The organism is Ruegeria sp. CDSB022, assembly GCF_059611145.1.
Map to the genome: position 1 here is coordinate 14,122 of NZ_JBXWOZ010000004.1, position 24,711 is coordinate 38,832.

At 57.5% G+C, this 24,711-nt stretch carries 22 protein-coding genes; 13 read left to right on the forward strand and 9 right to left on the reverse strand.

Annotated features, from left to right (window positions below):
• Nucleotides 1-42 precede the first annotated feature (42 nt).
• Genes AC2FIZ_RS09735 through AC2FIZ_RS09750 form a run of 4 tightly spaced genes read left to right on the forward strand, consistent with a single transcriptional unit; the run spans nucleotide 43 to nucleotide 3,572 of the window.
• Nucleotides 43-1,005 (forward strand): cupin domain-containing protein, encoded by a 963-nt coding sequence (locus AC2FIZ_RS09735; RefSeq protein WP_281972845.1) that lies wholly within the window; start codon nucleotides 43-45, stop codon nucleotides 1,003-1,005.
• A 58-nt stretch (nucleotides 1,006-1,063) separates the two neighbouring features.
• Nucleotides 1,064-2,188 carry a cobalamin-independent methionine synthase II family protein gene (locus AC2FIZ_RS09740; protein ID WP_496790962.1) on the forward strand — a complete coding sequence of 375 codons (1,125 nt, stop codon included), beginning with the start codon at nucleotides 1,064-1,066 and terminating at the stop codon, nucleotides 2,186-2,188.
• The gene (locus tag AC2FIZ_RS09745) at nucleotides 2,185-2,880 is read left to right on the forward strand and encodes an alpha/beta fold hydrolase (protein WP_281995151.1); all 696 of its coding nucleotides are present in this window, start codon (nucleotides 2,185-2,187) and stop codon (nucleotides 2,878-2,880) included. Before AC2FIZ_RS09740 ends, AC2FIZ_RS09745 begins: the two co-directional genes overlap by 4 nt.
• Nucleotides 2,877-3,572 (forward strand): RraA family protein, encoded by a 696-nt coding sequence (locus AC2FIZ_RS09750; RefSeq protein WP_281995150.1) that lies wholly within the window; start codon nucleotides 2,877-2,879, stop codon nucleotides 3,570-3,572. The genes AC2FIZ_RS09745 and AC2FIZ_RS09750 overlap by 4 nt, the downstream gene beginning before the upstream one ends.
• A 111-nt stretch (nucleotides 3,573-3,683) precedes the next feature.
• On the opposite strand, the gene AC2FIZ_RS09755 is transcribed toward AC2FIZ_RS09750, so the two are convergent.
• The 5 genes from AC2FIZ_RS09755 to ugpB are packed head-to-tail and all read right to left on the reverse strand — an operon-like array spanning nucleotide 3,684 to nucleotide 8,784.
• Nucleotides 3,684-4,619 (reverse strand): glycerophosphodiester phosphodiesterase family protein, encoded by a 936-nt coding sequence (locus AC2FIZ_RS09755; protein ID WP_496790964.1) that lies wholly within the window; start codon nucleotides 4,617-4,619, stop codon nucleotides 3,684-3,686.
• Nucleotides 4,619-5,674 carry a sn-glycerol-3-phosphate ABC transporter ATP-binding protein UgpC gene (ugpC, locus tag AC2FIZ_RS09760; protein WP_496790965.1) on the reverse strand — a complete coding sequence of 352 codons (1,056 nt, stop codon included), beginning with the start codon at nucleotides 5,672-5,674 and terminating at the stop codon, nucleotides 4,619-4,621. The genes AC2FIZ_RS09755 and ugpC overlap by 1 nt, the downstream gene beginning before the upstream one ends.
• A gap of 3 nt (nucleotides 5,675-5,677) precedes the next feature.
• Nucleotides 5,678-6,514 (reverse strand): sn-glycerol-3-phosphate ABC transporter permease UgpE, encoded by an 837-nt coding sequence (ugpE, locus tag AC2FIZ_RS09765; RefSeq protein ID WP_496791004.1) that lies wholly within the window; start codon nucleotides 6,512-6,514, stop codon nucleotides 5,678-5,680.
• A 20-nt stretch (nucleotides 6,515-6,534) separates the two neighbouring features.
• The gene (gene ugpA, locus AC2FIZ_RS09770) at nucleotides 6,535-7,416 is read right to left on the reverse strand and encodes a sn-glycerol-3-phosphate ABC transporter permease UgpA (RefSeq protein ID WP_142639899.1); all 882 of its coding nucleotides are present in this window, start codon (nucleotides 7,414-7,416) and stop codon (nucleotides 6,535-6,537) included.
• 57 nt (nucleotides 7,417-7,473) lie between these two features.
• Nucleotides 7,474-8,784 carry a sn-glycerol-3-phosphate ABC transporter substrate-binding protein UgpB gene (gene ugpB / locus AC2FIZ_RS09775; RefSeq protein ID WP_281972851.1) on the reverse strand — a complete coding sequence of 437 codons (1,311 nt, stop codon included), beginning with the start codon at nucleotides 8,782-8,784 and terminating at the stop codon, nucleotides 7,474-7,476.
• A gap of 181 nt (nucleotides 8,785-8,965) precedes the next feature.
• On the opposite strand from ugpB, the gene AC2FIZ_RS09780 reads away from it, so the two are divergent.
• Both AC2FIZ_RS09780 and AC2FIZ_RS09785 read left to right on the forward strand, forming a co-directional pair.
• Nucleotides 8,966-9,871, forward strand: coding sequence for a LysR substrate-binding domain-containing protein (locus tag AC2FIZ_RS09780; protein ID WP_281972852.1), 906 nt, complete (start codon nucleotides 8,966-8,968; stop codon nucleotides 9,869-9,871).
• 239 nt (nucleotides 9,872-10,110) lie between these two features.
• A complete protein-coding gene (locus AC2FIZ_RS09785) occupies nucleotides 10,111-12,090 on the forward strand; it encodes a bifunctional 2',3'-cyclic-nucleotide 2'-phosphodiesterase/3'-nucleotidase (RefSeq protein ID WP_282021800.1) in 1,980 nt (659 codons plus the stop codon).
• Nucleotides 12,091-12,206: 116 nt separating this feature from the next.
• Here the strand turns inward: AC2FIZ_RS09785 and AC2FIZ_RS09790 are convergent, their stop codons facing one another.
• The 4 genes from AC2FIZ_RS09790 to paaG are packed head-to-tail and all read right to left on the reverse strand — an operon-like array spanning nucleotide 12,207 to nucleotide 15,355.
• Nucleotides 12,207-12,803 carry a TetR/AcrR family transcriptional regulator gene (locus AC2FIZ_RS09790; RefSeq protein ID WP_142639893.1) on the reverse strand — a complete coding sequence of 199 codons (597 nt, stop codon included), beginning with the start codon at nucleotides 12,801-12,803 and terminating at the stop codon, nucleotides 12,207-12,209.
• Between the two features lie 3 nt (nucleotides 12,804-12,806).
• The gene (gene paaK / locus AC2FIZ_RS09795; protein WP_142639891.1) at nucleotides 12,807-14,117 is read right to left on the reverse strand and encodes a phenylacetate--CoA ligase PaaK; all 1,311 of its coding nucleotides are present in this window, start codon (nucleotides 14,115-14,117) and stop codon (nucleotides 12,807-12,809) included.
• Between the two features lie 24 nt (nucleotides 14,118-14,141).
• Complete coding sequence (gene paaI / locus AC2FIZ_RS09800) at nucleotides 14,142-14,567, reverse strand: hydroxyphenylacetyl-CoA thioesterase PaaI (RefSeq protein WP_142639944.1); 426 nt, start codon at nucleotides 14,565-14,567, stop codon at nucleotides 14,142-14,144.
• A 2-nt stretch (nucleotides 14,568-14,569) separates the two neighbouring features.
• Nucleotides 14,570-15,355: a 2-(1,2-epoxy-1,2-dihydrophenyl)acetyl-CoA isomerase PaaG gene (paaG, locus tag AC2FIZ_RS09805; RefSeq protein WP_281995146.1), complete on the reverse strand. Its 786-nt coding sequence runs from the start codon at nucleotides 15,353-15,355 to the stop codon at nucleotides 14,570-14,572.
• A 103-nt stretch (nucleotides 15,356-15,458) separates the two neighbouring features.
• On the opposite strand from paaG, the gene AC2FIZ_RS09810 reads away from it, so the two are divergent.
• The 7 genes from AC2FIZ_RS09810 (at nucleotide 15,459) to AC2FIZ_RS09840 (ending at nucleotide 24,683) form a co-directional block, all read left to right on the forward strand.
• Nucleotides 15,459-17,492 (forward strand): FAD-dependent oxidoreductase, encoded by a 2,034-nt coding sequence (locus tag AC2FIZ_RS09810; protein ID WP_496790967.1) that lies wholly within the window; start codon nucleotides 15,459-15,461, stop codon nucleotides 17,490-17,492.
• A 69-nt stretch (nucleotides 17,493-17,561) separates the two neighbouring features.
• Nucleotides 17,562-18,581, forward strand: coding sequence for a TRAP transporter substrate-binding protein (locus AC2FIZ_RS09815; RefSeq protein ID WP_271949076.1), 1,020 nt, complete (start codon nucleotides 17,562-17,564; stop codon nucleotides 18,579-18,581).
• Between the two features lie 57 nt (nucleotides 18,582-18,638).
• Nucleotides 18,639-19,145, forward strand: coding sequence for a TRAP transporter small permease (locus tag AC2FIZ_RS09820; protein WP_281972856.1), 507 nt, complete (start codon nucleotides 18,639-18,641; stop codon nucleotides 19,143-19,145).
• A complete protein-coding gene (locus tag AC2FIZ_RS09825) occupies nucleotides 19,142-20,494 on the forward strand; it encodes a TRAP transporter large permease (RefSeq protein ID WP_281972857.1) in 1,353 nt (450 codons plus the stop codon). Before AC2FIZ_RS09820 ends, AC2FIZ_RS09825 begins: the two co-directional genes overlap by 4 nt.
• On the forward strand, nucleotides 20,494-21,681 hold the full coding sequence (locus AC2FIZ_RS09830) for a cytochrome P450 (RefSeq protein WP_496790969.1): 1,188 nt from the start codon (nucleotides 20,494-20,496) through the stop codon (nucleotides 21,679-21,681). Before AC2FIZ_RS09825 ends, AC2FIZ_RS09830 begins: the two co-directional genes overlap by 1 nt.
• A gap of 106 nt (nucleotides 21,682-21,787) precedes the next feature.
• Nucleotides 21,788-23,818, forward strand: a complete 2,031-nt coding sequence (paaZ, locus tag AC2FIZ_RS09835) for a phenylacetic acid degradation bifunctional protein PaaZ (protein ID WP_496790971.1) — start codon at nucleotides 21,788-21,790, stop codon at nucleotides 23,816-23,818.
• A gap of 49 nt (nucleotides 23,819-23,867) precedes the next feature.
• The gene (locus AC2FIZ_RS09840; RefSeq protein ID WP_496689213.1) at nucleotides 23,868-24,683 is read left to right on the forward strand and encodes a PaaX family transcriptional regulator C-terminal domain-containing protein; all 816 of its coding nucleotides are present in this window, start codon (nucleotides 23,868-23,870) and stop codon (nucleotides 24,681-24,683) included.
• Nucleotides 24,684-24,711 lie beyond the last annotated feature (28 nt).

Consider the following 24,711-nt stretch of genomic DNA (forward strand, 5'->3'; position numbering starts at 1 on the left):
GGAGTTTGACCGCAGCGAACTCCAACCAAAAGGAAGACTGAAATGAGTACCATCCAAAGCCGCATCGTCCGTTATGGCGAATTGAAACCCTGTAAAACCGCGTTCATCGACGCCCATACCCCGGGGTCAGATCAAAAGGAAAACTTCACCATCATCGGCGGGGGCGTATCTGAAAGCCCCGACCAGCATGTCCACATCACCGACAAGATTGGTTTCAACATCGGTGCCGCAGGCCAACCGCCGAGATGCCGGAACTCTCTGCATAGCCACACCACGGCCGAAGTGTTCTTTGTCGCCAAAGGCCGTTGGCGGTTCTTCTGGGGCAGATACGGATCGGCTGGTGAGTTCATTGCCGAAGAAGGAGACATCTTCAACATCCCGACCGGTATCTTCCGCGGGTTTGAAAATGTGGGGCAGGACTATGGGATGATCATGGCGGTCCTTGGTGGTGACGATGCCGGGGGCGGGGTCACCTGGGCGCCGCAGGTTATTCAGGATGCGCAGGCCCATGGCTTGATGCTGGGAAACAATGGGGTTCTTTACGACAGCAAAAAAGGGGAAACGCTGCCGCATAACGTACAGCCCATGCCCTTGCTGACTGAAGAGCAGTTGAAAGCCTATCCCGAGGTCCCCGTCGAAAATGTGATTGGCAATTACGTGGCCCGCTATTGGGATTTGATGGCGCTGTCATCAAACAAGCCTGCCGTTGTGATCGGTGAAAACGGCCTGATCAAAGACAAGCCGGGTTTCGAGGTTGATTTCCTTGGTCGCGGCTCGTGCGTGTCTGATCCGGTCAAAGCCGAAAAGCCTGTGGTCTTGATGCCGGCCAGTGGCCACTGGCGGATTACGATTGAGGATGTCGAAACAACCCTGACAAATGGGGATACCGCACTGGTTCTGCCCGGCGAAAGCTATGGCGTCACGCCTTCGATGACCGGTGACGCGGGGCTCTATCGCGTTACCGCAACCGAAGATCCGGCAGGTACAACTTGGACAGGTGCATGAAACAAACTGCGCTGCCTTCCGGGCGGCGCAGATTAGACTTGCAGAGGGAGAAGAAGGAATGACCCGCATTTCAACCACACATGTAGGGAGCCTTCCGCGTAGTCAGGAGGTCGTGGATTTCATCTTTGCGCGCGAGCGTGCAGAGCCATTTGACGCGGATGCGTTTGATGCCTGTATGACCTCGGCCGTGTCCGAGACAGTGCGCAAACAGGTCGAAGCCGGGGTCGATATCGTATCGGATGGCGAGACATCGAAGATCTCATACGCCACCTATGTCAAAGACCGCTATACCGGCTTTGACGGGGACAGCCCGCGCAACGCGCCAGCGGATCTGAAGATGTTTCCCGGCTTCCTGAAACGTCTGGCTGATGATGGCGGTACGCCACAATATGCGCGCCCAATGTGTGTGGGTGAGGTGCGGTCAAAAGGGCAAGGTGAACTGCAAAAAGACATCGACAACCTCAAGGCCGCCATGGCCGCGCATGGTGTCGAGCGTGGTTTTATGAACGCGGCCAGCCCGGGTGTCATCTCGCTGTTTCTGCAAAATGATTTCTACCCCACGCGTGAAGCCTATCTGGTTGCACTCGCCGATGCGATGAAGCAAGAGTACGAAACCATTGTGGGGGCCGGTCTGGACCTACAGCTGGATTGCCCCGACCTGGCCTTGTCTCGCCATATGCTGTTCTCTGACCTTTCGGACGAGGAATTTGTCAAAGTCGCCAATTTGCATGTTGAGGCCCTGAACCACGCATTGCAGGACGTTCCCGCTGACAAGGTGCGCGTCCATATTTGCTGGGGCAATTACGAAGGACCGCATTGTTGCGACATTGGAATGGACAAAGTGTTCGGCACGCTGATGTCGACCAAATCCCGCTATGTCCTGTTCGAAACCTCGAACCCCCGTCATGCGCATGAATGGACAGTGTTCCGTGACCGCAAAGCCGAAATACCAGAGGACAAAGTGCTTGTACCTGGCGTTGTCGACACCACGACAAATTTTGTCGAACATCCGGAACTGGTCGCCCAACGTATTGAACGGTTTTCGAATATTGTTGGCGGCGAAAGAGTGATCGCGGGCTCGGATTGCGGATTTGGCACTTTTGCCGGATTTGGTGCGGTTGATCCTGATATCGCCTTTGCCAAGCTTGGTTCTCTGGCCGACGGGGCTGCATTGGTCACATGAAACCACTTGTAATGTTGCCCGGCATGATGTGCGATGCCCGGCTTTTTGCCCCGCAGATCGCGGCGCTTTCGAGCAGCAATCCTGTCCTCTACGCGCCGATTGGGGAGCATGACACGGTGCAGGCTTTGGCCGCCGAAGTGTTGTCTTATGCGCCCCCGCGCTTTGTCCTTGCGGGTCTGTCCATGGGTGGCATCGTTGCGATGGAAATAATCCGGCAGCAACCGCAGCGCGTCGTCAGCGTGGCGCTGATGGATACCAACCACTTGGCCGAACGGGATGACGTCAAAGCCAGGCGTGGTCCACAAATCGCCTCCGTGTCCAGTGGGGGCTTGGGCCGGGTCATGGCCGAGGAGATGAAACCGAATTACCTGACCGATGGCCCGAACCGCGAGGCCATTCTGAACCTGTGCATGGATATGGCCTTGGGTCTTGGACCGGATGTTTTTATCAACCAGTCCAAAGCATTGCGAGATCGCCCCGACCAAAGCGATACCTTGCGCGGTTATACCGGACAGGCCCTGATCCTGTGCGGGAAAGATGATGCTCTGTGCCCGGTTTCGCGACACGCCTCGATGCATGAACTTCTCACGAATAGCCGTTTCGAGGTCATCGAGCAGGCGGGGCATTTGCCTACGCTTGAACAACCCGAACTGACGACAGCGGCGCTGAGCCGTTGGCTGGAGGCACAATGAAAAAACCCTTGCTGGACCTTTTGAAATCCGTCGACACCCCCACCGTTTGCAATGCGATTGAAGTGGCGCAAGGCAAGCGTGGGTTCGACAATTTCACGCGGGGCACAATGCTGTGCTCGGATCCCGATGCGGGGGCAATGGTCGGTTATGCCAGAACGGCAAAGATCGCGGCGGTGAACCCTCCCGAAGACCTTCCCGAAGTGATCCGTCAGCGCCGGATGGGTTACTACCGGCACATGGCAACGGGCACAGGCCCGGCTGTCACGGTTGTCGAAGATCTGGATTTCCCGGACTGCATCGGTGCTTACTGGGGTGAGATCAATACCACGGTCCACAAAGGGTTTGGCATCAGCGGTGCGTTGACCAACGGCGTGATGCGGGATCTGGGCGATTTGCCGGATGGGTTTCCGGTTGTGGCGGGCTCGGTCGGTCCAAGCCACGGGTTCGTGCATGTCAAAGATGTGGGCACTCCGGTGACCATCTTCAGCCTCTCGATCAAGGACGGGGACCTGGTGCATGCGGACCGGCACGGCGCTTTGGTGATCCCGCCCGAAGTGGTGGACAGCCTGGAACAGGCGATCCGCAAGTTGCTTGAAACCGAAAAGCTTATTCTTGGCCCAGCACGCGCGTCAGAGTTCGATTTTGAGGCCTTTGAACAAGCATGGGCGGCGTTCGAAGCCTCGCGCACGTAAATGCGGCAACAACCGCGCGGCCCAGCCATAGGCTAACCCGGCAGCGAGCCGATGTGATCCTGAATAGACCCGTCACTAGCGATGGCGATTGTGTCGGAAATCACGGCTGGATCACACCCATCTCATGCCCAAATCCGACAGATGCCTTTGAACCCGTCCAGGATAGTCCGAGACGATGGCATCGACACCCAGATCAATCATCCTGCTGATATCCGCCGGTTCATTGACCGTCCATACGGCTACGCAAAGCCCAAGTTCTTTGGCAAGCGCGACGTCCTCAGATATCACATCTGCGAAATACGGACACCAAAGCGCGCCGCCCGCTTGCTTGACCATTTGCGGGATTTTTTCGCTTTGGCCTCGAAAGTCCGGACAAACGGCCTTGGAGGAATCCTCGCCAACGTCATCGGCATTTTCGGGAAGCTGCGTCAGGTAAGATGACGGCATGTCAGGTGCCTGCCGCTGACAGACTTCCAACAGGGTCCAGTCAAAGCTGTGCAGCAACACGCGATCGGATAGGCCAGCGGCCCGAACCTGCTGTACCACGCGTTCGACAAAGCGGTCCAGATAGGCCGCGTCATGGGCCAGATCCGGATCAGATTTCAGTTCGAGCATCAGATTGGCTTCGCCGTATTCCGGCCGATTGATCAGATCCAGCAGGTCCTGCAGCTTTGGCACGCGAACGCCGTCCAGTTGGGCCTGATCGGGGAACCGTCGACCATAATCCGAGTGTCCGTCCAAGCGCCCGATTTCGAACTGTTGAATCTGGTCGAAGGACAGGGACGAGACTTTGGGTTCTTTTCCGGTCAAAAACTGACCGCTGGCATCCCGAAAGGTCGGCGCATGCAGCCGATGGTTATGGGTTATGACAGGCACATCATCCGCCGTCAGCACCACGTCAAACTCAAGAAGTGGAACCCCGATGGACAGCGTAAAATCGAAACCGATCATGCTGTTTTCGGGCAGGACGCCGCGTGCCCCCCGGTGCCCTACTACACGGATCAGGTTTTTACCGCCGCGAAACGCCTCGACCTGAGGGAAAGGCATCAGCCCTCGAGCCTTATGCCAGAGGCTGGGTCAAACAGATGCATATGCTCTGGCGCAACAGAAAAACGCATATTGGGATGACGGCCTTCGATCGGATGAACACCCGGAAGGCTGATCGTGATTGCCGCGCCAGAGCCTGACACCTGACCGTGCAACAAAGTATTCGCCCCCAGCGGTTCGGCTATCTGAACTATGACATCAAAGGGCCCGTTTTCATCAAGGAACAGATGCTCTGGCCGTATGCCCAATTTGAACGGGCCATCGGGCCCGCCTGATGGGCCAATCTCGGTATCGTTGATCCTGATCTTTCCGCCCTGGCGCTCTGCATCAAAGGTATTCATCGCCGGGCTGCCGATGAATTGCGCAGCGAACAGCGTCCGGGGCGTCTCATAGACCTCAAGCGGGGTGCCGATCTGTTCTGCAACACCACCGTTCATCACGATCATTCTGTCGGCCATGGTCATGGCCTCGACCTGATCATGGGTCACGTATAGCGAGGTGATACCCAGCTTTTCTTGCAGTTCGCGGATTTCCAGACGCATCTGGACACGCAGCTTTGCATCCAGGTTTGAGAGCGGTTCATCAAACAGGAACACGGCAGGTTCACGGACAATAGCGCGGCCCATGGCAACCCTCTGGCGTTGACCGCCTGAAAGCTGACGGGGCTTGCGGTCAAGCAGCGGCTCAAGCTGCAACAGCTTAGCGGCCTCGGTCACCTTCTGGTCAATCTGAGCCTTGGGCAATCCGGCGATTTTCAAACCATAGCCCATGTTCTGGCGTACCGACATATGAGGGTACAGAGCATAGTTCTGGAACACCATCGCAATGTCCCGGTCCATCGGCTCCTTGTCATTGGCGCGCTCTTCGCCAATCCGGATTTCGCCGGATGTCACAGTCTCAAGCCCGGCCACCATCCGCAGCAAAGTGGATTTGCCGCAGCCGGAGGGGCCCACGATCACGATAAACTCGCCATCCGCGATATCGACGTCGATGCCATGAATGACGTCCGTCGGGCCAAAGCTCTTTTTGACGTTCTCAAGGGATACTGTTGCCATTTCTTATTTCTCGCTATCGACAAGGCCGCGGACAAAAAGCTTTTGCATCGACACCACCACAAGGACCGGTGGGATCATTGCCAGGATCGAGGTCGCCATGATCGTCGGCCAATGGGCAAAATCATCGCCCGAGGGGAACATCTGTTTGATGCCCATCACGATGGTGTTCATTTCGGGGTCGGTCGTGATCAGCAGCGGCCAGAGATATTGGTTCCACCCATAGATGAACAGGATCACGAACAGGGCCGCGATGTTGGTTCGGCTCATCGGGATCACGATATCAATAAAGAACCGCATCGGGCGGGCGCCATCCACCCGTGCGGCCTCGGCCAGTTCGTCCGGGATGGTCAGAAAGAACTGGCGGAACAGGAACGTGGCGGTGGCCGAGGCGATCAGCGGAAAGATCAGCCCCGAATAGCTGTTGAGCATACCAAACCCGGCCACCACCTCGAAGGTCGGGACAATCCGCACCTCAACCGGCAGCATCAGGGTCAGGAAGATCAGCCAGAAAAACGTGTTCCGCCCGGGAAAGCGGAAGTAGACGATGGCAAAGGCTGACAGGAGCGAGATGACGATCTTGCCCACGGCAATGCCGATCGCCATCACCAGGCTGTTGAACAGCATCGTTGCGACCGGGACGTTCACGCCTGAGAACAGGGCCGCCTTGTAATTCACCCAGAACTGATCACCTGGCACAACCGGCATCGGGGGCGAGATTATGTCGGCCTGAGTAACGGTCGAGGCCACAAAGGCCAGCCAGATCGGGAAGAAGATGACCAGAATGCCAAGGATCATAAACGCATGGGTCAGCCACAGGCCCGCACCACGTTTCTCGACCATTCCATGTTGTTGGGCCGCCATCAGTAATGCACCCTCTTCTCAACATATTTGAACTGGATCACTGTCAGCAGGCCGACAACCACCAGCAGGATGACCGACTGGGCCGAAGACGACCCCAGATCTTGGCCCACAAACCCATCGGAAAAGACTTTGTAGACCAGGATGGTTGTGGCTTGTTGCGGACCCCCTCCGGTGATCGTGTGGATCACGCCGAAAGTTTCAAAGAAGGCATAGACAATGTTCACGACCAGCAGGAAGAACGCGGTTGGCGACAAAAGCGGCAGTACGATGGTAAAGAACCGGCGCCAAAAATGGGCCCCATCAATCGCCGCCGCTTCGATGACCGAGCGAGGCACGGATTGCAGCGCGGCAAAGAAGAACAGAAAGTTATAGCTGATGCGACCCCAGGCCGAGGCGACAACGACCAGCCCCATGGCCTCGGCATCGTTCAGGACGTGGTTCCAGTCATAGCCGAGCTGGCCCAGATACCATGCGACCACACCAACGCGAGTGTTGAACATGAACAGCCACAGCACACCGGCCACGGCAGGGGCAACGGCGTAGGGCCAGATCAGCAGGGTCCGATACACGCCTGATCCTTTGATCAGCCGGTCTGCGATGACCGCCAGAAACAAGGCCGGGATCATCGAGCACAGGGTCACAAGCGTAGAAAACACCGCCGTCGTCACGAATGAGGCGCGGTAGTATTTATCGCTCAGCAGGAATTCGAAATTGCCCAGTCCGACGAACTGAGACGACAACCCGAACGGGTCGGGAATGAACAACGATTGCCAAACGGCCTGACCAGCAGGATAGAAAAAAAAGACGGCGGAAATGATGACCTGCGGGGCGATCAGCGCAAGCGGCAGCAGCCAGCCGCGAAAAATGACGCGTTTTTCCATTCTATTGGCCCACCAGAGTAGAATGCGGGCCCAACGAGGCCCGCATCAGATTACGACTTATTGATTGGCGGATTCGAACCGGCGCAGCAGCGCGTCGCCGCGTTCCTTCGCACTGTCCATCGCCTCTTGAGCCGTCTTTTCACCGGCCCAGATGGCCTCAAGCTCTTCGTCGATGATACCACGGATCTGGTCGAATGATCCCAGACGCAGACCTTTCGAGTTTGCCGTCGGCTCTTTCGCGGTCATCTGGATGACGGCGATGTCAGTGCCCGGGTTTTCGTCATAAAAACCAGACGCTCGGGTCGCCTCACCTGCCTCAGTAGTGATGGGCAAATAGCCGGTGTTCTGGTGCCAGGCCGCCTGAACGTCAGACGAGGACAGGAAGCTGAGGAACTCGCCGACGCCTTTGTATTCATCGGCCTCATGACCTTCCATGACCCACAGTGAGGCACCACCGATGATGGTGTTCTGCGGCTCGGCCGTGACAGCTTCCCAATAGGGCAGTGGGCGCACGTCGAAATCAAACTCGGCTTCGGCTTTGATCCCGGCGTATCCTGCCGAGCTTTCGGTGAACAGGGCGCATTCGCCGGACCGGAAGTTCGCGCCACCTTCGTTGCGGCGGCCCGTGTAGATGAATTTGCCGTCCTTGGCCCAGTCACCCATCGCGGTCAGGTGCGCAACCTGGGCCGGGCCGTTCAGCATCAGCTCGGTATCCAGACCGGCAAAGCCGTTATCCTGCGAGGCGAAGGGGACGTCGTGATAGGCTGACAGGTTCTCAAGATGAATCCAGCTTTGCCATGCAGTGACTAACGGGCAATCTTCACCACCGGCCTTGAGCTGATCCAGCGTGTCCCCGACCTTTTCCCAGGTCGACAGATCGGTGTCGGGATCAACGCCCGCCGCTTCGAACGCGTTGCGGTTGACCCATAGAACCGGCGTGGACGAGTTGAAGGGCAGGGACAGCATGTCGCCATCTGTGGTCGTATAATACCCTTTGACCGAGCCGATATAGGCGTCCGGATCAAATGACGCACCGCTTTCAGCCATCACCTCATAGACCGGTTTGATCGCGCCCTGGGCCGACATCATAGTTGCGGTGCCAACCTCGAATACCATCAGGATCTGCGGTTGTTCACCGGCGCGGAACGCGGCGATGCCTGCATTCAGGGTTTCCGAATAGTTGCCCTTGTGGCTTTCAACCACGACATATTCATCCTGGCTGGCGTTGAATTCTTCAACCTGAGCTTTCACAAGCTCACCTAGGCGGCCGGTAAAGGCATGCCAGAACTGAACTTCGGTTTGCGCCATTGCCGCGATCGGGGACAAGGCTGTCGATACGGCAAGAGCGCCAAGCAATTTCGTTTTCATGATTCCTCCCATGCATCAAAGGCGATGCTTCGTTGAATACCGAGCGCTACGCGTAATCGGCACACATGACGATTTCACGACGTTAACGTTACAGAAATATAATTCAAGCCTGATTTTCTGGCAAAAAATATAATACGATGTTATGAAGTGACCGAGATTTGCAGCAAAAACAGGACGCTCCATGAGCCAAACCCTGAGAATTAGGCAGCTTGAGGCACTTATGGCGGTGACCGTCAATGGCTCGGTCACTGCCGCCGCTTTTGATCTGGGGGTCAGCCAGCCTGCGGTCAGCAGGTTGCTTTCAGACTTGGAAAAATCGCTTGGGTTTCAACTGTTCGACCGCCGAGAAGGTCGATTGGTTCCGACGCAAGAGGTCCGCTATCTGCAACCTAGCGTAGAGCGCGTGCTGGAATTGATGCGGCAGATCTCGGATGTCAGTCAGGACATCACGCAACGCAAAGCCGGGCATATTCGCGTCGCCTGCCTTCCTGGCTTCGCCACCAGTCACTTACCAGATGTTGTAGCCGGATTTCTGAGCGACCGGCCTGGCGTCACCATGACGATAGAGCCGGATCGGCCCGAGCGCATCCTGGAGTGGATGATCGGCGAGCAATATGATTTCGGAATCACAGATGGGTTTAATGGCCACCCGGCTGTCGAAAGCACCCATATTGATATCCGCACAGTTTGCGTCTTTCCCGCAGGCCATGCGCTGGAAGACCTTTCGACCGTGACACCGGCAGATATTGCCGATCAGAAGATCATCCACACCCGGCGCGACAGCGACTTTTTCGCACGCCTGTCGCGTGCATTTCAAAACTCGAATGTCGAACTGAACTCGCATATCGAGGTTCGGCAATTCACGGCCGCTTGCGAATTGGTGGTGAAGGGCGTTGGGGTGTCTGTCGTTAGCGAACTGGACGCAGTACAATATCAGAACAGGGGGTTGAGCTATCGGTCTTTCAGGCCATTTCTGCCTCATACGCTGTCGCTGGTGCGACCGGTTTTGAAGCAACCATCGCTGGTCACGCTGGAATTCATAGAACAGTTCAGCGACAGCCTTGGACCTTTCATCGCCGATCCTTAGCTGGATACAGCAGAAAGCGTTGCCCGATTGATTGCCTGAACGCGGCTTTGGGCATTGGCAAAATTTTACAAAAATCGAATTGAGACCCCGGGATTGCTTTACGCGCCCTGAAACTTGTGGGCAAACTGACTTGGTTCATGCCCAGTTCGACGCGTGGCAGGACCTGCCAGCCAGTGTCACACCACTGTTTCGCAGGGCCTGCACAAGTCGCGTCGACAAACGAAAATGAAAGGTGTCACATGCCATTTTCCAACCCCAGCTTGATGTCCCGCCGTCAGTTCCTTGCGACCACCACCGCCAGCGCCGCGGCCATTACACTTCACCCTTTTTCTGCGGCGGCTGCCAATAATCAGGCGCATTTACGGATAATGGAGACGACGGACATTCATGTGCATGTCTTCCCTTATGATTATTACGCCGACAAGCCTCGCGACACGGTAGGCCTCTCCCGCACCGCTTCGATCATCAACGGCATCCGGTCCGAGGCGACGAATTCTCTGCTGGTCGATAACGGAGACTTTCTGCAGGGCAACCCAATGGGCGATTACATCGCCTATGAGCGGGGGATGAAAGAGGGCGACAGCCACCCGATTATCACCGCCTTCAACACAGTCGGTTATGACGCCGCCACATTGGGCAATCACGAATTCAACTACGGTTTGGACTTTTTGGAAAAGGCGCTTGCTGGCGCGGATTTCCCGATTGTACTGGCCAACGTCGCAAAGGAACAGGGGGCAAACCCGCGTGAGGATAAAACGCTGGTCAAACCCTATGCGATTCTCGACCGCCAGATTGAAATGGGCGATGGCAGCAAACACCCGATCAAGGTCGGCGTCATTGGGTTTACGCCGCCGCAGGTCATGAACTGGGACCGCAAGCATCTCGAAGGCAACGTGCAGGCCCGCGACATTGTCGAGACAGCGCAGGCCTATGTGCCTGAGATGAAAGAGCAGGGCTGCGACTTGATCATCGCGCTTTCGCATTCGGGGATTGGCGATGCCGACCATTCCGACGGTATGGAAAACGCCTCGGTTGTGCTGGCCGGTGTTGACGGGATTGACGCGCTGGTGACCGGTCACAACCACCTTGTTTTCCCGTCCGAGACATTTGCCGACCGTCCCGGTATTGACGTTGCAAAAGGGACGTTGATGGGCAAACCCGCCGTCATGGGCGGGTTCTGGGGATCACATCTTGGCCTTCTGGACCTGCTGCTGGAGCGCGATGGGAACGAGTGGCGTGTGGTGACCACAACGTCTGAGGCGCGCCCGATTTCGGTTCGCAACGAAGATCGCTCGATCACGGCGCTGGTCGAGGACGATCAGGCCGTGCTGGCCTCGGTCGCGAAAGATCACGACGAAACACTAGCCTATGTGCGCCGTGCGGTCGGCAAGACGTCGGCCCCGCTGCACAGCTATTTTGCGCTGGTAGCGGATGATCCATCTGTACAGATCGTGTCGATAGCGCAGAAATGGTACGTCGAAGAAATGATGAAGGGCACGGAACATGAAGGCCTGCCCATTCTGTCAGCCGCGGCGCCTTTCAAGGCCGGCGGTCGTGGTGGCCCGGAGTATTACACCGATGTCCCGGTGGGTGACGTTGCCATCAAGAATGTGGCCGACCTTTATCTATATCCCAACACCGTTCGCGCCGTACGGGTGAACGGAGCGCAGGTCCGAGGTTGGCTGGAGAGGTCTGCCGGAATGTTTAATCAGGTCGAACCGGGCGCAAGCGACGCGGTCCTGCTGAACCCAGAGTTTCCGTCCTATAATTTCGACGTGATGGACGGCGTCACCTATCAGATCGACCTGTCCCAGCCATCGCGGTTTGGACCCAAGGGTGAAGAGGTCAACCCTGGCGCGGCCCGGATCGTGGACCTTGCCTTCAATGGTTCTCCGGTCACGGATGACATGGAGTTCATTATCGCCACCAACAATTACCGAGCGTCCGGTGGCGGATCTTTCCCCGGCGCGATGGGCGACACGGTTGTGTTCGAGGCGCCGGACACCAACCGCGACGTGATTGTCCGCTATATCGTCGAACAGGGCACGATTGACCCCAAAGCAGATGCCAACTGGTCGTTTGCGCCGCTGGACGGCACCACGGTCCTGTTCGAAACAGGCCCGAAGGCGCGTGACTATATGAGTGACGTCAAAGGTGTTTCGATTGAGGATGCCGGTGAGGGCGCAGATGGCTTTGCGGCCTTCCGCATCCAGCTGTAACAGATTGAAAGCAGGCTTATCCCCCTATTTCTGACCCAATGGTATGGATCGGAATTGGGGGGTGAGCCAAAATTATTCTGTTAGGCAACTGTCATGCGAAGCGGCCCGTCCTGGGTCTAGAGTTTGCGTATTCCGTGGAGCGTTAGGGTGCTGACCAGATCAGCGTAATCCTCACGTGCTTTGGTGCCTGCGCCTGTGTTCCACATATAATACCAGTTCAGCATGCCAAAAACTGACATCGTGGCACCGCGCAGCTTGTCCTTGTCATCGCCAAACGAGTCCGGAGACAGGTCTTTCAGGATGTCCCGGACGAAATTCACTAGATCCAGCTGATACCCTCGTAAGAGCTTTTGCTGATCGTCGCGCAGGGCGTTCATGCCGCTGATCTGCACTCGGTGTTCATCATCCGCACCCTGATAAGCGAACAGGATCTCACGAACGGTCTTTCGCAGCTTTTGCTCGGGTGTAAGACCCGTCAGATCGACCTCGCAAATGCGGTCGCGCAGCTCGCGCAGATAGGTTTCGAGGATGTCATACAGGATGGCATCCTTACTGTCGTAATAGTGGTAAATGTTAGCCTTGGAGATTCCGCACTCATTGGCCAAAAGGGTCATCGAAGCGCGATCAAACCCCTGGTCGGCAAATACTTTGGCTGCCGTTTTCAGGATTTGTTCCCGCTTTTGGTCGTGGTCTTTTGCGATTGTCCGGGCCAAGGCTTAATCCTTATCGCGGTTGTCGATGACGCGCTTCGCCTTGCCCTGAGAGCGTTCGACGTCGCCCGGCTCACCTACAACAATTTCAGTTGAAACTCCAACGATGTCCTTGATGCGTTTGGTCAGCATCCGGGCGGCCGCCGTCTTGGACATTTCATCGGTAGATCCCGGAGAGGCTTCGACAAAGACCCGCATGGCATCCATCCGGCCGGATTTATACAGCTCGACCTGGTAATAAGGCGCAAGGCCTCCAGTCGCCATGACCTGTTCCTCGATTTGGCTGGGAAAGACATTGACGCCGCGCAGGATCATCATGTCGTCGCTGCGGCCGGTGATCTTGGCCATGCGACGCATGGAACGGGCCGTTCCGGGCAGCAGGCAGGTCAGATCGCGCGTGCGATAGCGGATCATCGGCAGCCCTTCTTTGGTCAGGGTGGTAAAGACCAGCTCACCAGTTTCACCGTCAGGCAGTACTTCGCCGGTGGCGGGGTCGATGATTTCTGGCAGAAAGTGATCTTCCCAGATCACAGGGCCATCCTTGGTTTCGACGCATTCGCTGGCAACGCCGGGCCCCATGATTTCCGACAGGCCATAGATGTCGACCGCGTGCATGTCGAATGCAGCCTCGATTTCCGAGCGCATCGCGTCGGTCCAGGGCTCCGCGCCGAAGATACCAACCTTCAGAGAGCTTTCGCGCGGATCAAGGCCCACCTTATGGAATTGTTCGAGGATGTTGAGCATGTAGGATGGGGTCACCATGATCCCATCGGGTTGAAAATCTGTGATTAAACCAACTTGTTTTTCGGTTTGCCCGCCACCCATCGGAACCACGGTCGCCTCTAGACGTTCGATGCCGTAATGCGCGCCCAGACCCCCGGTGAACAGGCCATAGCCATAAGCGTTATGCACGATATCGCCCTTGCGCAGACCTGCGGCCCGCAGCGACCGAGCACCCAGATCGGCCCAGTTGTCGATATCGCCTTTGGTATAGCCCACAACGGTTGGCTTGCCGGTTGTCCCGGATGAGGCATGCAGCCGAACCAGTTGGCTGCGCGGCACGGCGAACATGCCGAACGGGTAGTTGTCACGCAGGTCGTTCTTGTAGGTGAAGGGAAATTTCGAAAGGTCAGATAACTGTTGCAGGTCATCCGGATGCACGCCGGCATCGTCGAAGCGCTGGGTGTATATTGGCACATTTTCGTAAGCGTGACGCAGGGACCATTTCAGACGCTCCAACTGGGTGGCGCGGATTTCGTCAACCGAGGCGATCTCGATCGGGTCCAGGTCAGCTTTGTTAGGGGACAGGTCCTCCATCGCGTTACTCCTTCGGTCGCGAAGCTATTCTTGAAAATTCGTGCCACCAATCGCGCGGGACATGCCGCGGAATTCGGCGACCACGTTGCTGTCTTGATTGGTGACGCGCACGTCATAGATGCCGCTGCGACCCGTAACCGAGACCTCGGTCGCGGTGGCCGTCAGGCGATCCCCCAGCTTGCCGGGGGCGAGATAGCTCATCATCGTGTGCTGGCCAACGGTCGCGTGATTACGGCTGTTGCAGGCAAAGGCGAAGGCGCTGTCGGCCAGGGCATGGGTCACGCCGCCATGGCACATGCCGTGCCCATTACAGTGATGCGCAACGACGGTCAGCGCCAGAACTGCGCAGCCTTCGTCCACCTCGACAAGCTCCATGCCAAACCATTTGCTGGCTTCGTCACTCGCCCACATCGCAGCGGCTGATTTGCTGGCACGTTCCTTTGGTGTCATCGTCATTTACCCTGAAAATTGGGCGCGCGCTTTTCAAGAAAGCTGGACACGCCCTCGGCATAATCCGCGCTTTCGCCGCAGATTTTCATCGCATCAGCCTCGAGTTCCAGATGATCAGACAAAGAGGTCGTCGCCGCTGCTTGGATACAGTGTTTGGTCTTGCCCAACCCAAGGGTCGGGCCATTGGCCAGTTGATCAGCCAGCGTACGAGCCTCTGCTAATAGCTGATCGTCGGGTATGGCTTTCCAGATCAGGCCCCAGTCTTCGGCCTGTTTGGCGGGCAGGGGCTGTGCGGTAAAGGCCAGCCCTTTGGCGCGCGCCTCGCCCAAAAGGCGGGGCAGGTGCCAGCTGCCGCCAGTGTCCGGTATCAGGCCGACCTTAGAAAAGCTCTGGATGAATTTCGCGCTTTCCGCTGCCAGAACCATGTCGCAGGCCAGTGCCAGATTGGCCCCGGCGCCGGCAGCGACACCATTCACCGCGCAGATGATAGGGAAGTTCAGCGACCGGATCAGCCGCACCAAAGGGGCATAGAAACTGCGGACGGTCTTGCCCAGATCCGGCGGCCCGTCCATTTTCGACGGATCGCGGTCGCCAAGGTCCTGGCCGGCACAAAAGCCACGCCCGGCGCCCGTCAGCAGCACTGCCCGCGCGCCTGTATCGCGCGCGGAATTCAAGGCAGCCTGAAGCGCATGATGCATGTCTTCGTTGAACGAATTCAGCTTGTCTGGACGGTTCAACGTAATCTCGACCCAGTTCCCGTGATTTTCTACAAGAATCGTATCGCTCATCACTGCCTCGGCCGGTATCGTTTCAACTTTATGATTGCATTAACCGAACGGTTGGTCAATATATAAACGCAAGCCGAATCTGAGCAAATCAAAGGGATGGGTTATGGCAAAATCGCCGGTGGTGAGCGTTGAGCGGAAGGGTGACGTTGCCTGGGTAACGATCAACAATCCGCCAGTGAACGCGACATCCGCTGCGGTGCGTCAGGGGTTGGCCGACGCGGTAGGTGCCATCAAAGGCGCGCGCGTGGCTGTCCTGCGATGTGCGGGTAAAACCTTTGTTGCCGGTGGCGATATGTCAGAGTTCGACGCCCCACCGGTTGAGCCACATCTGCCTGACGTAGTACAGATGATCGAAGACAGTGAAGTTCCCTTTATCGCCTGCATGCACGGTACTGTTCTGGGCGGCGGGTTCGAGATTGCCATGGCTTGCGCTTGGCGCATTGCCGCGTCGGGCACCAGATTTGGTCTGCCAGAGGTCAATGTCGGCCTGATCCCCGGGGCAGGGGGCACCCAGCGTATTCCCCGTCTTGTGGGGATGGAGGCCGCGATTGACATGGCCTGCCGGGGAGAGATCCTGACTGCAGAAACGTTACTAGGGCTGGGTGGCCTTGATCTTGTCGCTGAACAGCCTGAGGCTGCCGTTGAGGCCTTTGCGGCCGAACTGCCGCAGCGACCAGTGCCAGTCAGTCAGCGTAGCCTCACCAGCTTTGCACCGGACCTGATCGAGGTTTCGCGCGCGGAACTTTTGAAACGGTCAAAGGGTCAGCAGTCTCCGCTGGAAAATCTGACGGCATTGGGGTGGGCGACCGAACCCTTTGCCGATGCCTTGCCAAAAGAGCGCGTCCGCCATTTGGCCCTGCGCCAAGGTGCCGAAAGCCGAGCCCTTCGCCATGCTTTCTTTGCCGAACGGAGCGTGTCCAAACCTTCTTTGATCAGAGGCGTAACCCCGCGCGACATCAGCCGTATCGCGGTGGTCGGCGGCGGTCTGATGGGGGCCGGGATTGCAACCGCCGCCCTGAATGGGGGGTTTTCTGTCACGTTGATTGAGCAGAACGCCGAAGCCGCCGCGGCGGCCTTTGGGCGTGTTAAGGGTCTGCTCGAAGGCGCTGCCAAACGGGGAAAGCTGACTGAGGCGCAGATGCAGAGCCGTCTGAGCGCCTTTCGCGCCGTTGACAGCTATGCCGACGCACGGGATGCGCAACTGGCCATTGAGGCGGTGTTTGAGGACATATCTGTCAAACAGCAGGTTTTCGCGGAACTCACCCGGCATATGGACACAAACGCAATTCTTGCCACCAACACATCTTATCTGGATCCAAACCAGATTTTCGCCGGTATCGACAGTCCGGCCCGCTGTATAGGTCTACATTTCTTCAGCCCAGCCCATGTCATGAAACTGCTTGAAATCGTACATACCGGGCATTCGGACCCAGAGGTCATCGCCACCGGATTTGCGTTTGGCAAAAAGCTGGGCAAAGTGGCGGTCCTATCAGGTATTTGCGATGGCTTTATCGGCAATCGCATGCTGGCCGCCTATCGGCGCGAGGCTGATTATCTTCTGGCAGATGGTGCGCTGCCTTATCAAGTGGATCAGGCCATGCGCGACTTTGGTATGCCCATGGGTCCGTACGAATTGCAGGATCTGACCGGTCTTCAGATCTCATGGGCCAATCGCAAGCGCAATGCCGCAACACGCCCACCGGATGAGCGCTATGTCTCTGTGGCCGACCAGCTTTGCGAGATGGAGCGTTTCGGGCAGCGGTCCGGAAAAGGCTGGTATAGTTATGATGACGGCGACCGTACGCCGATCCGTGATACACAGGTCGAGGCTTTGATCGAAGCCAACTCGGCTGAACATGGCATCACCCGGCGCGCGTTTGCGAGCACCGAGATTTCGTCGCGCTTGATGGCGGTACTTGCGAATGAGGGCGCATTGATCATCGAAGAGGGTATCGCCGAAAACGCGATGGCCGTGGATATGGTCCAGATCCATGGCTACGGATTCCCGCGCTGGCGCGGGGGGCCGATGAACTATCGAGATGAAATTGGGGCGCAGCTGTCGCGGGAAGTAATGGAGACCGTCGCCTCTGAAAGCCCCGGGTCTTGGAGGATTGCGAGGCAGACCACATCACCATGACTATTGATGGTTACAAAACGGACTATTAACGCAGATTCAATGTATGTTTCAGAGGGAGGAGACAAAACCATGAAATTCAACAGTTTGAGCACGCTATTGGCCTCAGCCGCCTTGGCCGTTTCGGGCACCGTGGCGCTGGCCGCAGATTATACGCTGACCATATCCAGCTGGGCACCGCCGACCCACGGTATCAACGCGAAGATGTGGCCAAAATTCGTGGAAATGGTTGAAGAGGCCACAGACGGTCAGGTCACCGCCGAACTGAAGTTGGGCATCGCGCCGCCACCAGCACAGATGGATTTGATCATGGATGGCGCGGCGGATGCCTCGATCATTTTCCACGGCTACCAGCCGGGGCGCTTTGTCACCACAAAGATGATAGAACTGCCCGGATATGAAGGCTCGGCAGAGGCCGCATCGGTTGCATATTGGCGCACCTATGACGCGCATCTCAAGGCCGCGGACGAGCATCGCGGCGTGAAAGTGATCGCCCTGCATACGCATGGTCCGGCGCAGCTGCATTCCAGCAGCGCGGTGACCACGCTGGATGAAGTGTCGGGCCTCAAGGTCCGTATCCCGGGTGGGGTTGGCGGTGACGTCGGCACAGCGCTTGGCGCGACCGGCATCCAGGTGCCTGCACCGAAAGTCTATGAGACCCTTGCTTCGAAAGCAGCCGATGGCGTTGTCATGCCGTTTGAATCCCGCAAGGGTTTTAAGCTGACCGAGGTTGCCCAGAACGTTTACGAGGTTCCGGGCGGTCTGTATCGCGGGTCGTTTGCCTTCATCATGAACGAAGAAACGTTTGCCGACCTGCCCCCTGAGCTGCAGCAGGCGCTGGAGGAGAATGTGTTTGGTGAACCGTTGAGCCGCGAAATCGGCAAGATCTGGGACGAGATCGACGGGATCGGCCGCGAGGCGACCGAAGCCACTGAGGGCAACGCAATCAACGCGGCCTCGGCGGAAGATCTGGAAAAATTCAACGCGATCGCCGTTGATGTCCGCGCCAAGGTGATTGACGAGGTTAACGGCACCGGTGTTGACGCACAGGCGGCCTATGACATGATCGTAAATGAAATGGCTGCCCAGTAACACAGTCCGGCTGGCGGGGTCTCTTCGCCAGCCATATTCACCAGCCGGGACCCAATCATGCAATCTCTCGTGACTTTTGCGCGTCGCGTCAGCATCGCTCCGACGCTGCTGGCCTGTATAGCGCTGTTCATCCTGATGGTGATGACCTTTTTTGACGTCATACTGCGGTCTGTCTTCAACGCCCCGATTGAGGCAGCGACTGAGCTGACACGTATTTTCATGGCGATCATGGTGTTTTCGGTTCTGCCGATGATCTCAGCCGGAAAGGGTCAGATCGCCGTCGACCTGACGGACGGAGTATTTTCCCGCTTGCGGCTGAGCCGAGCGCGTGACGCTGTTGTATATATTGTGTCGGGCGTGATGCTCATCTGGCCGATCAAACGCGTCTGGATTCTTGCCGAGCGCGCACGGGACTATGGCGATGTGACTGAATACCTGTCGATCCCGGTATTCTATGTCGGCTGGTTCATCGCCGGGTTCACTGCGATCACGGCCATGGCGATGATTGTCACGGGCCTGATTACTATCTTCTCCCCCCAATCCTTGTCGGAGACCTCTCAATGACCGCCGCACTTATCGGTTTTGCCCTTGTTCTGGTGCTTGTACTGGTGCGTCTGCCTATCGTCTTCGCGATGGGTCTGGTTGGTACGCTTGGGTTCGCCTACGAACGTGGCGGCAGCATCTTTTCGGAGCGCGGCTTGAAGGCGGCGATGTCGATGGTGGGTCGCCAGATCACCGATACGGCACAGGATTACGGATTGTCGGTGGTGCCTCTGTTCATCCTGATGGGCCTGTTCGTGAACAAAGGCGGGCTCGCGCGCGAGCTTTATGCGGTATCCAATGCATTTCTCGGCCATTTCCGGGGCGGCATCGCCATGGCGACTGTCGCGGCCTGCGGCGGGTTCTCGGCAATTTGCGGGTCGTCTCTGGCGACAGCGGCCACCATGTCCAAGGTCGCGATGCCGGAAATGCGCCGGTATGGTTATGCGGATGAGCTTTCGACTGCGTCGATTGCAGCGGGTGGCACGCTTGGCATCCTGATCCCGCCCTCGGTGATCCTGGTCATTTATGGCCTGCTGACGGAAACCTCGATTGGCAAACTGTTTGTTGCGGGCATTATCCCCGGTGTGCTTGGCATTCTTTTTTATCTTCTCGCGGTGCGCTGGACCGTCTGGCGCAAACCAGAGGCGGGACCGGCAGGCGAACGCCACGGTTGGGTCGAGCGCCTGAGGGCCTTGCGCTCGGTCTGGGCCGTGTTGCTGCTGTTCTTTCTGGTCATTGGCGGGCTTTATGGTGCCTTCGATTTTCAACCGCTGAACCTGACCTTCAGCCCGACCGAGGCGGCAGGGATGGGGGCCATGGGCGCCTTTTTGATTGCCTTGTCGCGCGGCGGGCTTAGCCTGGGTTCAACATTCGAGGTTTTGAAGGAAACCACCGCGACCGCTGCGGCCCTGTTCTCGGTCCTGATCGGGGCGCAGATATTTTCGAACTTCATCAACCTCGCCGGTTTGCCCGAAGCGCTGATCGCCATGGTCACAGCGTATGACGTTGCGCCCTTTGTGGTGATCCTGATGATCCTTGGCATCTACATCATTTTGGGGTGTGTTTTTGAATCCCTGTCGATGCTACTGCTGACCGTGCCGATCTTTTTTCCTCTGGTCACATCGCTGGGATATGACCCGATCTGGTTCGGCATTGTTGTGGTCGTCGTCACCGAAATCAGCCTGATCACCCCGCCCGTGGGGCTGAACGTGTTCATTCTGAAGGGTGTGGTCGGGGATGTGTCGACTGGGACGATCTTCAGAGGGGTAACTCCGTTCTGGATCGCAGATATCTTTCGGCTGGCCCTGATCGTTCTGGTGCCCTGGCTTGTGCTGGTTCTGCCGGAACAGATGGGGGCGATGGGCCACTGATGTTTGCGCTGACCAAGCTGCCTGACGGGTTCCAGGATGATCCCTATCCTACCTATAGGGCGCTGCGTGAAGATACGCCCGTCTGCCTGCAACCCGATGGGTCGGTGATCCTGTCACGACATCAGGATCTGGACATCATCTATCGGGACACAACGAGGTTCATTTCGGACAAGAAGGCCGTGTTTGGCCCCAAATACGGGGTGGATAGCCCATTGTTTGAACATCACACCACCAGTCTTGTGTTCAATGATCCGCCCTTGCACTCGCGTGTCCGCAAGGTGATGGTCGGCGCGATGAACCCGCGCGCTTTGGCGCAGATGGAGCCGGGTCTGATCGAACTTGTCGACGGGCTGTTGGATCAAATGCAGGCCAAGGGCACAGTTGAGTTGATCGAGGATTTTGCCGGGGCGATCCCGATCGAGATCATCGGCAACCTGCTGGGCATCCCTCGGTCCGAGCGCGAGCCGTTGCGTGAGTGGTCCTTGGCCATTCTCGGGGCGTTGGAACCGCAGCTGACGCCCGAGCAGGAAGATTGGGGCAACCGCGCAGTCCGCGAGTTCAAAGCCTTTCTGCGCGATATCATCGACGACCGCAGGGCCAACCCGGGCAACCCGGAGACCGATGTTTTGACCAGGTTGATACAGGATGACACCGAGGGCGGCCTGACCGAGGTTGAACTGTACCAGAACTGCATCTTCATTCTGAATGCCGGGCATGAGACCACGACAAACCTGATAGGCAACGCTTTGGATCTGTTGGACCGCCACAGGGATAAGCGGACCGAGCTGTTGGTTAATCCAGACCTGATTTCTACCGCAGTGGACGAGTTTTTGCGTCTGGAAAGCCCGAACCAGTTCGGCAATCGCCTGACCACTGAAGAGGTGGAATTTCACGGACATGTCATTCCAGCAGGAACCGATCTGCATCTTTGCATCGGCGCGGCCAACCGCGATCCGCGACAATTTGATTTCCCCGATGACATGATGTTGGATCGCCGTCCCAACAAGCACCACGCGTTTGCGGGCGGGCCGCATACTTGCGTTGGTTTGACCTTGGCCCGGATGGAAGGTCGGGTTGCCGTTAGCCGGTTTTTGAACCGGTTCCCTGATTACCAGATCACGGAAAGTGCTCAGCGTGGGGGGCGTATCCGGTTTCGGGGGTTCGCCCACCTGCCCGCGCAGGTTTGAACTAGCCGCGCTGCTTGTTCTGAAATTTATTGACCGACCGTACGGTTAATAATAAGATATCGCAAATGCCCCGCGCGCTAGCCCTGCCGCGAGTAAGGAGAAACCTATGACGATCCAACAGATTTCCAGTTTTGCTGCGGGCGAGTGGATTGCGCCGGGGGCAGGTGCCCGCAACATCGCAAGCGCGGTGACGGGAGAGGTGATCGCAACAGCCGGAAACAACGCCTTGGACGTTCAGGGAATGCTGGATCATGCGCGCAATGTTGGTGGTCCTGCGCTGCGTAAGATGACGTTTCACCAGCGGGCCAAGATGCTCAAGGCGCTGTCTGTTCATCTGGGCAAGCACAAGCAGGCGATGTACGATCTGTCCTTCAATACCGGCGCAACCCAGGCGGATCATCTGATCGACATTGACGGCGGTATTGGCACGATGTTCGTCTTTGCCTCAAAAGGGCGGCGCGAGATGCCGGACGGGCATGTCTATCTCGACGGCGAGGTCGAGCAGCTTTCGCGCAATGGCACCTTTCTGGGGCAACATATCTGCACCCCGTTGAAAGGTGTTGCGATCCATATCAACGCTTTCAACTTTCCGGTCTGGGGCATGCTGGAAAAGCTGGCTCCGACTCTTCTGGCGGGGGTTCCGGCTATCGTCAAACCGGCCACAAATTCCTGCTATGTGACCGAGCTGTGCGTTCGGCTGATGCTCGAGTCGGGCATATTGCCCAACGGTGCATTGCAACTGGTGTCAGGCGGGCTGGGCGACATGCTCGATCGCCTGACCATGCAGGATGTGGTCAGCTTTACAGGCTCGGCGGATACGGCGCTGAAGCTGCGCGCGAACCCCGTAATCCTGGAGAATTCGGTCCGGTTCGTGGCGGAGCAGGACAGCTTGAACTGCTCGGTCCTGGGCCCTGATGCCGCGCCGGGAACGCCCGAATTCGATCTGTTCGTCAAAGAGGTTCAGCGCGAGATGACCACCAAGGCGGGTCAGAAATGCACTGCCATCCGCAGGATCATCGCGCCCGAGCCGCATGTGCAGGCCGTGATTGAGGCGCTGTCCGCGCGTTTGGCAAAGACCACCATCGGGGATCCGAAACTGGAAACCACCCGAATGGGTGCGCTGGTCTCGGCCAGTCAGAAGCGCGATGTTTTGGAGAAGGCCGTGATTATAGGGCACGAGGCCGAGTGCGTCTTTGGCAACCCGGACGACTTCGTGGTCGATGGGGCCGATGCAGATAAGGGCGCCTTTCTGCCACCGATGCTGTTCCATTGCAGCGATCCCGATGCCGCGCTACGTGTGCATGATACCGAAGCCTTTGGGCCCGTCAGTACAATCATGGGCTATCGCGATACCGACCACGCGATTGAGCTGGCGAACCGAGGGCAGGGGTCTCTGGTGGCCTCAGTCATCACACATGATGCTGATGTTGCCCGCAAATTTGTTATGGGGGCAGGGGCCTATCATGGGCGGCTCTATTTCAACAACCGAGACTCGATGAAAGAATCCACAGGCCATGGCTCTCCTTTACCGCATATGGTCCATGGCGGTCCCGGCCGTGCTGGCGGTGGCGAGGAAATGGGCGGTGTACGCGGTGTGATGCATTATATGCAACGTACGGCGATTCAAGGATCGCCGGACATATTGACAGCTATTGGCGAGAGATGGGTGCCGGGTGCAGCCGAGGTCAATGCGCCAGCCCATCCATTTACACGCCGCTATCATGATCTGGCCATTGGTGAGACGATCCACACCGCACCGCGGACCGTGACCATGGAAGACATTGAACATTTCGCCGAATTCACCGGCGACACCTTCTATGCCCATATGGATCAGGCCGCAGCTGAGCGTAACCCGTTCTTTCCGGGCCGGGTCGCGCATGGATATCTTTTGCTGTCATTCGCGGCGGGTCTTTTTGTGGAACCGAACGAGGGGCCGGTCCTGGCCAATACTGGGCTCGATAACCTGCGCTTTATGAAACCGGTAGAGGCAGGCGACAGCATCAAGGTGCGCCTGACGGTTAAAAAGAAAACCCGCCGCAATGATGAATATGGCGAGGTGCGCTGGCATGTCACCCTGACCCAGCAAGATGATGAGCCTGTGGCCGAATATGAGCTGCTGACCATGGTGGCCTACTAAGATTCTTGGGCCGGATGGTAATTCGATCTGGCCCGATTATACTTGCTGCATGAAAGATTCAGCCCCCGATTGGTTTGAAACCTGCGTTAGCCATCTGACCGCTGAGGGTACGCAACGGGTGTGGTCCGTGCTGGTGACGATATTCGGTGATCTGGCGCAGGAAGAAACAGATCAGATAAGTGGTGCGGTGATCACCGCACTGACCAGCCTTGCCGGGATCAAGGCCGAAGCCACGCGTGTTGCCCTGCATCGGCTGCGCAAGGATGGCTGGATTGAAAGCACCCGCAAAGGGCGCAGCAGCTTTCACCGCCTGACCGCGTTTGGCCGTCATCAGAGTGTGACCGCCGCACCGCGTATCTATGCCAAGGAAGCGCCGGAACCCGGCCTCTGGCATGTACTTATCGCCAGCAATTCGGACTCATCGCGCAAAGAATTGGCTGACCTGATGCTGACTGGGGACTACATCTCTCTCAATCCCGCAACGTCGATGGCTCCGGGTCAGGTTCCGGCGGGTCTTGAAGAGCTGATGGGCGTGGAAAGCAGCGCTATCTCTGTTCCTGGCTGGCTTCGGGATCTCTGCGGGCCAGAGGCGTTGAAAACCGCCTATGATCAGTTCTTGAGATCGACACAGATCATCGACCAAGAGATGCCATCTGAGGGGGCGGGCGACCCGATGAAGACGGCCATTCTGCGTGTCCTGATCGTGCATAATTGGCGCCGTATTGTTCTGCGCCATCCCGCCTTTCCTGCAGCGTTTCTGCCCGCTGACTGGAAAGGCCCTACATGCCGGGCGGCTGTATCTCAGTTGTTGGAAAAACTGCCGCGCCCTGATTTGGAATCCTTGGAAGCCGAGCTGGACAGCTAGGTTTTCTTTAGCGTCACCTATCTGATCC